This is a genomic window from Tahibacter soli (assembly GCF_025717065.2).
Classification (GTDB): Bacteria; Pseudomonadota; Gammaproteobacteria; order Xanthomonadales; family Rhodanobacteraceae; genus Tahibacter; species Tahibacter soli.
The window spans coordinates 155,110-170,726 of sequence record NZ_JAOVZO020000020.1 but is presented as its reverse complement, the minus strand read 5'-3'; the positions used below and the strand labels follow the sequence as shown (position 1 = coordinate 170,726).

The following is a 15,617-nucleotide window of genomic DNA, read 5'->3' as shown; positions in this document are numbered from 1 at the left end:
CCAGCCGCGCCGTTCGCGCTTACCCAAGCGACCTGCTTTCGAGCTTTTGCCTCTTGCTTACGCCTTCCGGCGTTGGTTGCTGTGGGCGACCTTTCACAGCTCCGCGCGCAGGGCGATCAAGGATTCGCGCAGCGAACTTGCGTAGTCCTTGATCGCCCGAGCACGGGGCTACACTGAGACGACCGCAGCGAACAATCTGTATTGCGCGACACGTTGCGAGCTTTTCGCTTTCGCGAGAGACGCCCAGTCGTGACCTACGGCGCCGTGAAGTAGACATCCATCTCAAACAGGAATTTGGTCTAGACCACTACGAAGGCCGCGGATGGCGCGGCTTTCATCACCACGCCACCTTGTGCATCGCGATCCCGTGCCGTGTTGCCACAAAGTGCGCAAATGCGCAAAAGTGACAGCGCACCGAACTACGGTATTGCTCCCGAGAAAGCATCGCCCGGCGAGGCTGGGTGCTGGCCGTCACTGTCAGCGGACGCCGCCAGTGACGGCCCACATCATGGCCTCAACACCCGAAGGTGCTCTGAAAGCTCGTCTATCAACACTGCGGTGATACGCTCGGCACGCAACAATCGTTGCATCGACGTTTGAAGTCCCTCTATCCCAGCCTTCATCTTCGGATCGCTTGGGAGTTCGTCGTACCAACGCTGCGCTTCCTTCCCGCTTCCGGGGTTCAGGCGATCAAGTTGGGCTAGGCACAGCGTTGTTTTGATTGGCTCCAACGCGTATTCGATCGCCTCTGCTGACACAGTTGTGTCTCCCATCGCGTATCGAATTGCCATGTCGGCAAAGATTGCAGTGTCTTGCTGATAGGTGCTATCCGGCGCATCGAGGTCATCGCCATGCGGTGTAGCTACAGCTATCTGCTCAATCATGCCGTCCCAATCTGCGACCGAACCGTCAACGGCGAACGTGCGCGCTGCTGCGATGGCGTTTTCGATGGATTCGAGACTCCCGATCCCCGTCCGTTCTTGAACTTCGCGATAGAGCGGCAGAAGCGCGCCAGCAATCGACGAAAACAGCGCAATTTTTTGACTCACAGAAAGCCGTTCGACCTCATGCACTAGTTGGTCGATCGTACGATCATAGGTCGTTGTCAATTCCGCACCCTCAGCAGATAGTGCGCATAACGCCGATCAAGTCGAGCGCGGAACGTCCAGAAGCCGAACCGATCGCCAGCTACGTCCCCATCTATAGCGCATCATCGAGAGCACCATTCCGGGGAGATCCACAGCCCTCCATCGGTAGAACGAGAAGCCGTCCGGGATGGCCTCCGGCGGCTCTTGATACTCATTGAACGCTTCGATCCAACAAGTCGATCGCAAAAACCTACCGCTCCTGACTTTTACGTTGTTGTTGGACAATCTCGCTGCCAGCTCTCTTTCAAGTTTATTTCGGACGATGTTCTCATTCTCAGCGAAGATCGCAAAGGTTGTAAAAAAGCCAAGATTCTCAGACTCACCTTCGATCCCCACATCAAAAAAAACGCCTTGAAGCCGAAGATAGAAGCATTTCACGCAACCCCCTTAAGCGGAGTCATCTTCCCGCTCCTTTTTTCGCCGCCGTTCGATTTCTTCCTGTACTTTCTCGGTTGAATCTTTTCTCATTCTCTCAATAAAATCAGGTTCAGATATTTGCGCATCTCCGCCCTCGTTAGGCAGGAGAATCGCAGGCAGGATGACCGTAGGGTCACTCATATCCGCAGCAAACGCTGCGGCGTCTAACGCATCGCCAGCAATCGCCGCAATTATCGCTATTGTCCCCCAAAAAGAGTGCCCCTGGACGCCTTCTGTTTGGAAGTGCGGTAGCCCTTTTGAGCCGTCAGGCAAAGGGTGCCCCCCATGCTCCATCTGTTTCTGACTGCCATGAGCAGCGGTTTCAACTTGGCTGCTAACTTGCTTGCGATCGGCAACTATGTTCTTTTCTGCTTTTCTTGCGCGAACTGCCTGCTCTTTGCTCAATCTTGCGATCTTCTTCATCCGTAAGCGCTCGGCCTCACCACCTTCCCCACAACCACATCAGCCGCGATAGTCAGCCCCAGCGGTGCGGCAGAAGTTCGGCGATGCGACGATCGGGATGTGTCGGCAGGCGGGTCAGCACATCCTTGAGATACGCGTAAGGCTCATGGCCGTTCTGCCTGGCGGTGGCGATCAGGCTCATGATCGCGGCGGCACGCTCGCCGGCGGCTTTGGAGCCTGCGAACAACCAGTTCTTGCGGCCCACGGCGATAGGCCGGATCGAACGTTCGACCGGGTTGTTGTCGATGGGCAGCGAAGCGTTGTCGACGTAGCGCACGAGCGCCGGCCAGCGCTTGCGGGTATGCGCGAGCGCTTTGGCGAGGCCGCTGTTGGGTGAAGCGGCAGGCAACAGGTTGTCGATCCATTGCTCGAACGCATCGAGCACCGGGCGCGCCTGGCGTTGTCGTCGGGCAAGCCGTTCGGGCGGATCCAGACCTTTAATCTCGGCTTCGATCCGGTACAGCTCGGCGATCTGGCGCAATGCCGGTTCAGCGTGCGCGCTGGCCTTCGCCGCATGCAACTCGAAGAACAGGCGGCGGATATGCGCCCAGCAGCCCACTTCGGTGATGTTTTCTGCAAAAAGGGCTTTGTAGCCGGCGTAGTCGTCCACGACGAGATGGCCACGGAAGGCGCCGAGGAAGTTCTTGGCATGCTCGCCGCTGCGACTGGTGCAGAAGTCGAAGATCGTGATCGGCGGTCCGTCCGTGGCGCAGTAGGCAAACAGATACGCACGTGCTGTCTTGCCCGCGCCCGGATCGAGCAGCGCAACCGGCGTTTCGTCCGCGTGGATCACCGGGCGCTGCAACAGATCGGCCTTCATCGCAGACACCAGCGGCATCAGCGCGACGCCGGCGGCGCCGGTCCAGTCGGCCAGGGTCGAACGGGCCAGTTCCACGCCGCTGCGCTGGTAGATCTGCTGCTGGCGATACAGCGGCAGGTGATCGGCGTATTTGCCGACCAGCACGTGCGCGAGCAGACCCGGCGCCGGTCGGCCACGCTCGATCACGCTCGCCTGGCTCGGAGCGGCCGTCACCGTCTCGCACGCGCGACACGCGTACTTCGGATAGATGTGGCGGCGCACGAAGAACTCGGCCGGCTTGCAGTCGAGCTGCTCGGTGACGTCTTCGCCCATCGGCGTCAGCGCGTTGCCGCACTGCGTGCACGTGCACGAGGCGGGCTCGTGACGAACCTCCTCGCGCGGCAGGTGTTCCGGCAACGGCAGGCGCTTGGGCTGGCGCCGCGGTGCAGACGGCGATTCCTTGAGCGTCTCCAGCTCCGTCTGTATCGCGACGATGTCTTCTTCGAGCGACTCCTCGAACAGCTGCCGCTGGGCCGGGTCGAGTTGTTCGGAACGGCGGCCGTACAGGGCGCGGTTCATCGCCGCCATCTGTGCTTCGAGAACCTTGATGCGCGCGGCGCGGTAAGCGCCGACCGCTGCCATCTCGGTAATCTGTGCATCGCGCTGGGCAATGAGGGCATCGCGGTCAGCCAACGCAGCCAGCGCTTCGCGCAACCGCGTTTGCAGATCGTCGTTGGTCGATGCATCAACACTCATGCGCCGATTGTAAAGTTATACCAGCGCGCCGGCCAGCGGTTTTGCGCACAATCGATGCCAGTCCACACCCGTGCATAACCACGCGAACGACTGCGCGTCGATCTCGCAGACGCGATCGCTGCTGCGCGGCCAGATGAAGCGGCCTTCGCGCAAGCGCCGCACGCACATCCACACGCCGCTGCCGTCGGCGCAGATCACCTTGATCCGCGTGGCGCTGCGATTGCGGAACACGTACGCGCCACCGGCGAGTCCGTCGTGACCGAACTGCATCGCAATCGCCGTCAACAAGCCATCCATGCCACGACGCAGATCGATCGGCTCCACCGCGATCCACCATGACGTCGGGCTCAACATGCCAAGGTCTCGCGGATCAATGCAGCGAGCCAGCGTGGATCCGTTCCGACCGGCACGGCGATACGCCAGGCGCCATGCTGCAACTCGATGGTCGCCGGCAGTGTGTTGCCGACCACGCGGACCGGCACCAGAGCTTGCCCAGGCGTGCTCGACTTGCGCTTGAGCAGGTAGCTCCAATGCGCCAACGTCAACGCATTGATACCAAGCTTGGCGCCATATTGCTTCTGCGTCAGGCCGCTCGATCGCCACGCTTCAACGTGACGACGCCAGAATGCTTCGGTCTTCGATGCTTGCACGTTTGGCGCTCCGAGAAGGTGAGCGACAAGCATTGCTCTGATGATCGGGTTCGAGAATGTGGCGGCGCCGGACGCTTACCTTCATCCCACTTGATGTCAGCTCCACCAGCCAAGCAACTTTGCCGGCTCGTCCGTCGGGATCAACGTTCTTGTAGGGATTGTTGTTTGCATACCAGTAACGATTGAACGACGCACCGTCCGCCACGACGGGATCGACAGCCAAGAAGCGGCCGGCGAATGGGTCATAGTACCGCGCGAGCATGTAGCTCAGCCCCGTCTCCGCGTCGGCGACGTGGCCGGTGAATCCCGGCACCGATTGTGCCGGCGGCCCCCATCCGTAAGGTTGGTAGTCGTTGCGTGCCGACGGCGTGCCGCTGGTGTCGGTCGTTCGTGCCGGTGAACCGAGCCCGTCGGTATGTACGTACCTGCGGCCGGCCGAGCCGTCTTCCGCAATCAGATGACGGCCGAGATAGATGTAGCGCTTGCTGCCGCCGCTGGCTGGCGGATACGGCGTGTCAGTCGACTGAAAGCCGCTGCGAAAAATGCTGTCGCTCGCGTTCGGCGCACTCTGGTACAGAAGCTGGCCGGCCTGGCCGTAGATCTGTACCGTCGTCGTGCCGGCCTTCGTCACGCTCGTGCGGCGACCGTGGCCATCGTAGCGGTACGTCGCCGGATTCTTGCCGCTGACCGCCTTGACGCGATTCGCAAGGTCGATCGTGAACGTCTGATTGTTGCGCGTCGTTGTGCGACCGCGCGCGTCGTACACATAGTTAATGATGGTGCTGTTGTTGTTCGCGTCGGCGAGTCGGTTGAGCCGTTGGGAGGTCGCGTTGTATTCGTGCCGCCAATTGACGGCGGGCGTTACGGTCGTACGCAGATTGTCGAGCGCGTCGTAGCTGAATGTCGCGGTGCCACCCCAGGATGCACCGGTCGCCGTCTCCAGCCGATCGAGGTCGTCGTACGCCATCGTGCGCGTGAACGTGCTCGTCAGCGCGTCGGTGATCGCCGTGACGTTGGCGTTTTCGTCGTACGCGTAGACGTCGTTGAGCACGCCGGCGTCAGTGCTGACGCTCGGCAGGCCACGCGTGTTCTGCTGCGTCGTGTGCTGGATGTTGTTGCCATAACGGAAGCCCTCCAGGGCGCCATTCGGATGCGTCGTGACCTGCGTCGCGTAGATTCCTACCGTGGTTGCCTCGCCGAGCGCGTTTGGCGCATAGCCAACGACCGCGCCGTCGGGATACCTCAGGCTCGCGGCATGCCCGTTCGGGGTATATGTGTAATCGATCGCATAGTTGTCCGTGCCATTCAGCGTCAGCGTTTCGTTCTTCGGAAGGCGACGAAAGTTGTAGGTCGTCGTCCAAGAACTGTTGTCCGACGCGATCGATTCGAGCAGTCCATCCGGCGTATACGTGCGCGTGATCGGCAGCGTCGCGCCGCTGTCGTTGTACGTCGTGTCCTTCAACCGATTCAGCGCGTCGTAGCTGTACGATTCTTTCTGATTCGCGCTCACGCTCGCCTGTTCGCAGTTCGTCGTGTTCGTCAGGTTCTGGCCTGTCGCCCGCCACGCAACGAGATTCGCGCTGTTGTAAGCCTGTACCATCGAGCCGCTTTCCGGCTCGATCGTCTTGCACAGGCGTTGATTCGGATCGTAGACGTAGCGGCGCGTCGCGCTGATCGGAGAGCCCTGGTAGAAGCCGCTGCGCGTCAAGCTCGTCGGCTTGCCGAAAACGTCCCGCCCGTACGTCGTCGTGATACCGAGCGGTGCGCTGATCGCGAGCGGCGACGACTCGTCGGGTTCGTCGAACGCTTGGAATGTCGTCGTGATGTATTTGCCGCGCGGGTTCTTGATTTGCTTGACGAATCCGTCGAGGTAGCGGATTTCCGTTGTGTACGGCGTACCACCTTCCCAATCTGCCGCGATGTCGCTGACACGCCCCACGGCGTCGTACTGCGTTGCAGTACCGGACACGGTGTTCGTGATCGACGTGATATTGCGCGCCGGATACGACGCGAAGGTTTCGCGGCCGTCGCTGTTGAAGCGCCGCAACGTCACACGCCGCGTCGCAGCCTCGTTGCCGCTGTCGTAGACGCGCGTGAGCACCGGGCGCCACAGCGCATCGAAGTATTTCTCGGCGTAGCCGTTGCCGGTGCGAACCGTCTGCTTCCAGTGCATGCACGCGCTGCCGACACAGGCGAGGCCGTATTCCGGCGTGAATATGCGCTCGAACGTTGCGACGGTATCGGTCCAGTCCGGCGTATCGCCGTCCGGATAGTCAATGCGTGCGACGCGGCCTCCGGCATCGTATTCGTAGCGGGTCGTGTAGCCGGCCGAATTCTTGAACGACGCGATTTCTCCGTATGTGTTGACGTCCGCTTCGAGCGTGCTGTTGTCTGCCAGCAGCACGTTCTCCGCGACGCCCCGAACATAGTTGCTGAACGTCGTCGTGCGCGACGCACCGTCGGTCTGCCGCCACAGCGTGCCGTCGCCGTAGTACTGCATCGTGGTCGCGGGCTGGCCGAATTCACTCGTGCTCGTCAGTACCGCCGTCGTCAGGTCATATCCGTTTGAAACCCTGGTCGCCCCCGTGCTGCCTTCCGTGATAGTCGCGACCTGACTCAGCACCCATTTTGCGGTGTTGTCGTGATAGACGGTCGTTTCGGTGCGACTGTGGCCGAGCGTGCTCGATCGAGTGACGATCGTCGGCTGGCCGTAGACGTCGAAGCCCGTCGCCTCCCAGGTAAACGTCGTGTCGCGCTCGGTGATCTGCCGTCGATCCTGCGGGTACAGGCGCGTCGCCATGTAGGCATCGCCCGATTCGCGAAACGACGTGCCGATCTGCGCGGGATACGGCGTGCCGGTCGGCTGACGATGACGGTACGTCGTCGTGCGAACGACGTTGCCGGATCGACCGCTTTCGACCTTGAGCAACTGGCCTTCGTCCTCCTGGAACTTCGTGCCGAACGTGCTCGCCGTCGTGTTGCCTTCGGGATCGGTGACGGTGACGGTCTTCGTGCGCGAGCAACTCGCGCCGCAGGCGTCGCCGATCGCGTTGTTCTGCGCAGTCGGATACGCGTAGTTCCACGTCAGCGTGCCAATGCCGGGGCCGCTCAGTGCCTTCGATGTCAGCGCCCAGGTATCGAACACCTCGGGGTCGCGCTCGAAGCCGTGTTGTCCACCGCCCGGCAGGTTGTAGACGATGCAGTTGTTCGCGCGCGACGGCATGAACGAGCGGCCGTGATGACGCGCCTCGACGGTAAACGTGCCGACCGCGCCGGACGGGTGCGTTACGGTGCCGTTGCGCGTGGTCGTGCCGACGAAGGTGCCGGCCGTGTAGCTGCCTGCGCCGGTGTTCGTACACGTTACGGAATTCGAGGAATAGCTGATGTTGGCCGAGGTCAGCGTTGCGAGTGCATAAGTCCATTTCGCGCCATCGGGACGTTCGACCTGCGTCAGGCCGCCGCCGTTGTATGTATAAGTCCACGTGCGCGTGCCGACCGTCGCGGTCGCGATGCGGCGGCTTGTGCCGTCATAGGTGAGCGTGATCTGGCGGCCGTCGCTCGCCGTGATGCTCTGGAGACGCCAACGATCGGCACCAGCTGCCATGTCGTACGCGTAGTCGACTGTGTTGCCAAATCGATCGGTGATGCGCGTCGGCAGCATCCAGTATTCGTAACGCGTCAGCGAGTACGTCCCAGGAACTGGCGCGCGGGGAGATTCCGGCGCGATAGGGCTCGGTTCGGCGTAACTCTTGGCCACGAGTGGCGCGTCGCGCCGCACGAGCCAGTCGAACCGGTATTGCGTGCCGTCCGGAGAAACCGCGACGAACGCTTCGCCGGGTTCGCCCGATGCGGTCGCGGCAAGACAGCGCAGGGCCCAGCGGTCGGTCGTGACGAGCGGATAGGTCTGCCCGTCGCTCGGATACCACGACGTGCCGGGATTACGTAGCAGCACCTCGCGGCTGTTGCCGTCGGGCGAGGTCAGGTTCACGCCATGCCAGAACTCATAAGTTGCGAACACGCCGCCGTTGAGCGTGCTGCCGAGAACCGGCGGCGGCGCGTCGAAAAAGCTGCAGCGCTTGAGCTTGTCCGGGCTGTTCGGGTCGGTGACGATCCAGCCATCGCGCGTGCTGTAGGTCGCCGACAGGTGCGGGATATCGAGTTCCCAGTCGCCGAAGTGACCGTCGATCGACTGCGAACCGACGGTGTAGCGGCGGCCGATCGACACCGGCAAGGCAAAGTTGCCGGGAATCGCGATGTCGGTGGTCGAGAACGACAGCGTGCCGTTGTACAGGCTCACGCGGTCGCCCATCAGGTCTTCGCCGAGAACGTCGATGTCCTCGTTCGCCTTGATGCGTTTGCTGAATTCGGCTTCGACTGTCGTCGGGCCGGTCGTGCCTGCCGGAATAGGGGGATCGTCCGCATAGGCCGACGAAAAGCAACCACAGGTCAATACCGCAGATAGACATAGGCGCAGCAGCGAACGCGCAGCCATGAGGAAGCTCCGGCAGTCGGGTTTCGAAGATGAGGGAGAAAGGCCTTGGGGCTGGCGGGCCGTTCGCCCGAGTCTATCGGCCTGTCGTTCAATCCGGTACAGAAGCTTCCTACAGCAGCATCAGAATTTCTCCCTTTATTCACTAGGAAATTTCTGAGATACGTGCGCGTATCCACACGTGGCAGGCGCACACTGAATCGGACAACGTCCGCCGAACAGCGTCGGGGTTGTAGCTGACGAAACGCGGTGTACAGGGAAGCGACGCCAATAGGCATATCAGACAACCGGCGCGTCTCACCAGACGAGAGCACGGCCAATACCGCCCTTCTTCCGGGCGCAGGTCCGGGTAAGAAGTGCGTTCGTCGGCAACTGCGTGAAAGTGATCGCGTGACGACCGCTCTTCCGTAGCTGACGTGATGACGCAGGTGGTCACGGGGGCCGGCACTTTTCCTTATCCCGAGAAAGCCGCGCAGGGGGCGGGCATCGGCCGTCATTGTCGGCTTGCGTCGCCAGTGACGGCGAGGGGATCACGTTGTGCAACGAGATAGCACCTTGTCACCTTTCGATGACTCGTCCCTTCTTATCATTTGCGGCGTCAAGCAGCATTCGCCTGATCCGGGTCCTCGGCGTATTCGATGATCCCGCACATCGTGCCGGTAGCGACGAGGCAATGTCGGCACTCTTGCCGATCAACAGGTGTACGACTTCTGCATGGCCATTCTGAGCCGCGAGCAATTTGATGTAGGCTTCAATGATCGAATCCGTTCTGCTTCGTCGACGCGGAACCTCTCACTGCCTGAGGTGGCAGGCAGGAGTCGGCTGGCTTATAGGGAGAGCGTTCGCTGCGAGGATTACTGCTGTCCCTGTCGTCTTCGTCAGAGTTCGCTGAGGGACCAGGCGAAGCAGTGAGGGGGAAAGCAACGGCTGGATCCCCGGCTTTCGCCGGGATGACGAGCAAAAGTAAAAAAGTCAAAAGCTGGATCCCAGCTTGACTCGCGCCTGCGTCGCTCACCCTTCGGGCCGGCTACGCCGTTGTCGCTTCGCTTCTCGTCGGGATGACGGGCAAAAGCGAAAAGCGAGCAAAGTCCAAGGCTGGATCCCAGCGTTCGCTGGGATGACGAGCATAAGTGCAGAAGGCAAGGACGAAACGCACCTCGCCTCACCTCACCTCGTAAGCCATCACCTTCTCAGGCTCCTGCAGGAAGTTGCCCTGCACGAAGTTCACGCCGCAGCTGAACAGGATCGACATGCTCGCCGCGTCTTCCACGAATTCGGCCACCGTGAGCTTGCCCGCGTGCATCGCCTGGTCGCACAGTTCCTTGAGCTTTTCCTGGTTCTCTTTGTGCTTTGGCAGTTCGGCCATGTAGCTGCGGTCGAGCTTCAAGTAGTTCGCGTCTACATGCTTCAACAGCTGGAACGAGTTCAGCCCCGAGCCGAACTGTTCGAGCGCGAAGCCGCAGTGGATCTGCTTGAGCCCCGCGACGAACGCGCGTGCGGGCTTCAGGCTCGTCACCACCTTGCTTTCCGGCATCTCGAACACCAGCGCGTCGCCGCGAAGGCGCGCGTTCTTGAGCTGCTGCGCGATCCACGGCAGCAGCGTCTGGTCTTCGAGCGACTGCGGCGTGAGCTTGATGAAGTACGTGGTCTTGTTGCCGGCCTTCTCGCGTTCGACCAGCGCCTTGATCGCGTGCGCGATGACCCAGCGGTCGATCTGCGGCATCAGGCCGTACTGCTCGGCGATCGGCAGGAAGAAGTTCGGCGTGATCTCGCCCTTCGGTCCGCCCTGCATGCGCAGGAGGATTTCGAAGAATTCGCCCTCGGCGCCGTGCAGGCTGATGATCGGCTGGTTGAACAGCACGAAGCCGTTGTTCGCGAGCGCGTCCTGCACGAGCTTGAGCCAGTGCCGCTGCTTTTCTTCGGCGGCCTTGTCCTGCGCCGCCGGGTCGAACACGTTGACGCGGTTGCCGCCTTCGCTCTGCGCGCCGCGCAGCGTCGCGTTGGCCTGCCCGAGGATCGTCTGCGCGTTCGCGTTCTTCTCGCCGATCAGCGAGCCGCCGATCGACATCGTCAGCGTGATCGACTGCTTGCCGACCTCGAAGATGCGGTCGCTGAACGCCTTGCGCAGCAGCTCGGCCACTTTTTTCGATTCTTCCGGTTCGCGGCCGACCAGCAGCACCGCGAACGTGTGGTCGGCGAAGCGCGCCGCGACGTCGACTTCCTTCAGGTGCCGGCGCATCAGGTTGGCGAGGTCGCCGAGCAGCAGGTCGGCGTTGCCGATGCCGATCGTGTCGAGCACCTGCTTGAAGTTGTCGGGTTCGAGCAGGATCAGCGTGCGGTCGTTGCGACCGCTCGCCGCGAGCGCGACGGTGCGGTCGAGTTCGACCAGCAGGTGCTGGCGGTTGTAGAGGTCGGTGACGAGATCCTTCGAGCGCAGCGCGTCGAGTTCCTTCTCGAGCTCGGGATTCGCCGTCTGCTGGCGGAAGATCACCTGCTGGCACGGTTCGCCGTCGTAGCTCGCCTCGGCGAATTCCATCGTCGCGTCGAACGTCGAGCCGTCGCTGCGCTGCGCCTTGAGGTTGAGCTTCTGCGGCGGCTTTTCGCCCTTCGAGAGCTTTTTCAGCAGCGATTTGAAGTCGTCGGCGTCGTCCGGCGCGATCATGTCGAGGATCGACATGCTTTCGATGTCTTCGAAGTCCTCGAAGCCGAACATTTCGAGATACGCCTTGTTCGCGCGCACGTGCATGCCTTCGTGCACGTAGGCGATGGGGTCGCGCGACGAATCGAGCAGCGAGTCGCAGCGGCGTTCGATTTCGCGCAGGGCCGCTTCGAGCTTGCGCACGTTGCGGCGCATCAGCAGGCTTTCGAATTCGCGCCGCACGATCATCTGGATGTGATCGGGCCGGCCGCGCAGCGCCAGCGCGCGCGCGCCTTCGCGGAACGCGTTGACGATCTGGTCTTCGCTCGGGCCCGAGGCGGTCGCGACGATCGCGATGTCCTTGCCGCCGCGGTTGGCCGCTTCGGCCACCTGGTCGAGCCGCAGCGATTTGGCGGCGAGGTTGACGAGGATGAGGTCGGGCGTGGCCTGGGCGATCTGGTCTTCGAGTTCGGCTTCGTTGGTCGCCCGGGTCGGGCGGACGGCGATGCCGCCGTTGCGCAATACGCTGATCTGCTGCTCGGCATCCTCGACCGAATCCTCGATCAGCAGCAGCTTGATGACACTGTCCTGTTTACTCATTGGGCTCGGAGCACAAATCGATGGTACGCGGGCGATCGACGACGCCGGATAGGTACCCATCGGGGTGGTGCCGCGTCCGGCGCGGACAGATCCTGGGGAGGTTCGACTCGGAGCACCGCGTGCGAGCAGTACCGTCTGTCGCCGTTTTTACCGGATTCGTCCCCCGTTTACCAGACGAAGCGCCCCGAATAGCGTAGGGCGTCACAGCGGCGTCTTGGCCGGCGCGCCCGCGATTTCGCGCACGAGTTTGGGCACGAGATAGCCCGGCAGCCGGTTGCGCAGCGCTTCGACGAGCGCCAACGCGACCGTATCGTCGACTTCGAAGTGCGCGGCGCCCTGCACGCGGTCGAGCTGGTGCAGGTAGTACGGCAGCACGCCGCAGTCGAACAGGCGTTCGGACAGCGCGGCGAGCGCGGCCTCGTCGTCGTTGATCCCGGCGAGCAGCACCGACTGGTTCAGGAGCGTCGCACCGGCGTCGCGCAGGCGCCGGCAGGCGTCGGCGACGCCGGCATCGAGTTCGTTCGCGTGGTTCGCGTGCAGCACGACCGCGACGCGCTGCGGCAGCGCGGCCAGGAGATCGGCGAGGCCGGCGTCGATGCGCTCGGGCAGCACGACCGGCAGGCGGGTATGCAGCCGGACGCGGCGGATGTGCGGCATGCCGGCGACCGCGGTGAGGAATTCCGCGAGTTTCGCGTTCGACAGCGACAGCGGATCGCCGCCGGAGAGAATCGCCTCGTCGACGCCCGGGTCGGCGGCGAGCGCCGCGATCGCGGCCTGCCAGCGGTTGGCCGCGGCGGTTTCGTCGGCGTACGGGAAGTGGCGGCGAAAGCAGTAGCGGCAGTTGATCGCGCACGAGCCGGTGGCGATCAGCAGCGCGCGGCCGTGGTACTTCTGCAGCACGCCGTGCGCCGAACGGGCGGCCATGTCGCCGACGGCGTCGAGCGCGAAGCCGGGCGCGGCGTCGAGTTCGGCGGCGAGCGGCAGCACCTGGCGCAGCAGCGGGTCGTTCGGGTCGCCGTGGCGCATGCGCGCGACGAACCCGCGCGGCACGCGCAACGGAAAGCCGGTGTCGCGGGCGGGCAGGAGGTCGGCTGCGCGATCGGCGAGGCCGACGAGCGCGAGGAGTTCGGCCGGGTCGGTGACGGCGTCGCGCCACAGCTGCTGCCAGCTCGGCCGGACGGCGTCGGATGCCGGCTGCGCACGGTGGCGGTTAGCGGTTATCATGGCGGGCTTCTACAAATTCCGGGCAACCCGGCAACCGTCTATTGTAGCCGTCGAACGCGCGGCGACCACCAGTTTCAGGAGTGAATCATGGCCAGCTATGGCATGAATGACGTCAAGAACGGCATGAAGATCATCGTCAACAACGAGCCGTGCGTCATCACCGACACCGAATACGTCAAGCCGGGCAAGGGCCAGGCGTTCACGCGCGTGAAGTACCGCTTCATCAAGTCGGGCCGCGTCGTGGAACTGACGATGAAGGCCACCGATTCGCTCGAATCGGCGGACGTGATGGATACCGACATGGAATACCTCTACTCCGACGGCGAGTTCTGGCATTTCATGCACCCGGAAACCCACGAGCAGGTGCCGGCCGACGCCGCCGCGATGGCCGATGCGGCGAAGTGGCTCAAGGGCAACGAAACCTGCGTGGTGACGCTGTGGAACGGCACGCCGCTGATCGTCGCGGCGCCGAACTTCGTCGAACTCGACATCACGGAAACCGATCCGGGCGTCCGCGGCGACACGTCGGGCGGCGGCGGCAAGCCGGCGAAGCTCGAAACGGGCGCGGTGGTCCGCGTGCCGCTGTTCGTGGGGCAGGGCGAGAAGATCAAGGTGGATACGCGCACCGGCGAATACGTGTCGCGCGTCAAATAAGCGACTGCTATCTGGTACGAATGCGTTGCGTGCCTTGAAGCGGCTTTTCCGTCGCGCAACGAAGACCTCGACGTCGCCCCCTCACCCAACCCTCTCCCCCAAGCGAGCTTGGGGGAGAGGGCTCAAGCGGCGCAGCGCAGGAACCCTCGACTCCACCCAACCCTCTCCCCCAGGCGAACTTTGGCGAGAGGGCTCAAGCGGCGCAGCGCGGGAACCCTCGACTCCTTCTCCCCCAACCGCGTTGGGGGAGAAGGGTGGGATGAGGGGGCGCGGCGCACGATCGCGTCGCGCTTGATGGTCGCCGCGACGTCGGGACTTCCCGATACGACGAATATCCTGCACGACACCGAACGATCGGGATGACGAGCAAAGAAAAAGGGAAACTCCTCAACGGGTTTCCCTTTTTCATATCAACCCCCATCATGCGCCACCGTAGCCGAACAAGGAGCACCGCGTGAGTTCCACGCCCAAGCGCGAAGTCGATATCGTCATCGAGGCTCGCTGGGTGGTGCCGGTCGAGCCGCATGCCGTCGTCCTGGAGCACCATGCCGTTGCCGTCGACGACGGCCTCATCGTCGACTTGCTGCCGATCGCCGACGCGCGCGAACGCTACGCGCCGCGCGAGACCGTCGACCTTTCCGAGCACGCGCTGATTCCCGGCCTCATCAACGCGCATACGCACAACCCGATGACGCTGATGCGCGGCATCGCCGACGACCTGCCGCTGATGACCTGGCTCAAGGACCATATCTGGCCGGCCGAAGCCAAGGCGATCGGCCCGGAATTCGTCCGCGACGGCATCGAGATCGCCATCGCCGAAATGCTGCGCGGCGGCACCACCGCGTGCAGCGAAAACTATTTCTTTCCCGACGTGCAGGCCGCGACGTACCGCCGCCACGGCTTTCGCGCGATGGTCGGCCTGCCGCTGATCGAATTTCCGAGCGCGTGGGCGAAGACGCGCGACGAATACTTCGACAAGGCGCTCGCCGTGCACGACGAACTGCGCGACGTCGCGCTGATCGGCACCGCGTTCGCGCCGCACGCGCCGTACACGGTCAGCGACGAGGCGTTCGAACGCACGCGCCTTCTGTCCGACCAGCTCGATATTCCGGTGCACCTGCACCTGCACGAAACCGCGCAGGAGGTCGACGATTCGCGCCGCGACCACGGCGTGCGGCCGATGCAGCGCCTGCAGGGCCTCGGCATCGTCAACGATCACCTGATCGCCGTGCACATGACGCAGCTGACCGACGCCGAAATCGCGCTGTGCGCCGAGGCCGGCGTCAGCGTCATTCACTGTCCCGAATCGAATCTCAAGCTCGCGAGCGGTTTCTGCCGCGCCGAGGACCTGCGCCGCGCCGGCGTCAACGTCGCGCTCGGCACGGACGGCTGCGCGAGCAACAACGATCTCGACATGTTCGGCGAGATGCGCACGGCGGCGCTGCTCGCCAAGGCCGTCGCGAACGACGCGCGCGCGCTCGACGCCGCGTCGACGCTGCGTGCCGCGACGCTGAACGCCGCACGCGCGCTCGGCTGGTCCGAACGCGTCGGTTCGATCGAGGCGGGCAAGGAAGCCGATCTCGCGGCGGTGCGGCTGGACGCGATCGAGATGCACCCGATCTACAACGTCGTCTCGCAGCTCATCTACACGGCCGGCCGCCATCAGGTGAGCGACGTGTGGATCGCCGGCGTGCGCAAGCTCGCGCACGGGCGGCTGACCGGCATCGACGTCGCCGAGCTGCGCGAACGCGCGCAACGCTGGCGCGAACGGCTGCAGTAG

General features: G+C 63.3%; 10 protein-coding genes. 2 read left to right on the top strand and 8 right to left on the bottom strand.

The features are described from left to right. Positions 1–506: 506 nt before the first annotated feature. The 8 genes from OD750_RS21700 to epmB form a co-directional block, all read right to left on the bottom strand. Positions 507–1,109 carry a hypothetical protein gene (locus OD750_RS21700; RefSeq protein WP_263544185.1) on the bottom strand — a complete coding sequence of 201 codons (603 nt, stop codon included), beginning with the start codon at positions 1,107–1,109 and terminating at the stop codon, positions 507–509. Between the two features lie 426 nt (positions 1,110–1,535). Then, on the bottom strand, positions 1,536–1,988 hold the full coding sequence (locus OD750_RS21695) for a hypothetical protein (RefSeq protein ID WP_263544184.1): 453 nt from the start codon (positions 1,986–1,988) through the stop codon (positions 1,536–1,538). 52 nt (positions 1,989–2,040) lie between these two features. Then, positions 2,041–3,582, bottom strand: a complete 1,542-nt coding sequence (gene tnpC / locus OD750_RS21690; RefSeq protein ID WP_425508253.1) for an IS66 family transposase — start codon at positions 3,580–3,582, stop codon at positions 2,041–2,043. A 15-nt stretch (positions 3,583–3,597) separates the two neighbouring features. After that, a complete protein-coding gene (tnpB, locus tag OD750_RS21685) occupies positions 3,598–3,936 on the bottom strand; it encodes an IS66 family insertion sequence element accessory protein TnpB (protein ID WP_263542429.1) in 339 nt (112 codons plus the stop codon). Next, positions 3,930–4,232 (bottom strand): IS66 family insertion sequence element accessory protein TnpA, encoded by a 303-nt coding sequence (gene tnpA, locus OD750_RS21680; RefSeq protein WP_263542428.1) that lies wholly within the window; start codon positions 4,230–4,232, stop codon positions 3,930–3,932. The genes tnpB and tnpA overlap by 7 nt, the downstream gene beginning before the upstream one ends. Next, on the bottom strand, positions 4,189–8,724 hold the full coding sequence (locus OD750_RS21675; RefSeq protein ID WP_263544182.1) for an RHS repeat-associated core domain-containing protein: 4,536 nt from the start codon (positions 8,722–8,724) through the stop codon (positions 4,189–4,191). The genes tnpA and OD750_RS21675 overlap by 44 nt, the downstream gene beginning before the upstream one ends. Positions 8,725–9,883: 1,159 nt before the next feature. Continuing rightward, positions 9,884–11,959 (bottom strand): EAL domain-containing response regulator, encoded by a 2,076-nt coding sequence (locus OD750_RS21670; protein WP_263544181.1) that lies wholly within the window; start codon positions 11,957–11,959, stop codon positions 9,884–9,886. 201 nt (positions 11,960–12,160) lie between these two features. Beyond that, a complete protein-coding gene (epmB, locus tag OD750_RS21665; RefSeq protein ID WP_263544180.1) occupies positions 12,161–13,183 on the bottom strand; it encodes an EF-P beta-lysylation protein EpmB in 1,023 nt (340 codons plus the stop codon). 87 nt (positions 13,184–13,270) lie between these two features. Between epmB and efp the strand changes: the two genes are divergently transcribed. Further along, complete coding sequence (efp, locus tag OD750_RS21660) at positions 13,271–13,837, top strand: elongation factor P (protein WP_263544179.1); 567 nt, start codon at positions 13,271–13,273, stop codon at positions 13,835–13,837. A 454-nt stretch (positions 13,838–14,291) separates the two neighbouring features. Beyond that, positions 14,292–15,617: a TRZ/ATZ family hydrolase gene (locus OD750_RS21655; RefSeq protein ID WP_263544178.1), complete on the top strand. Its 1,326-nt coding sequence runs from the start codon at positions 14,292–14,294 to the stop codon at positions 15,615–15,617.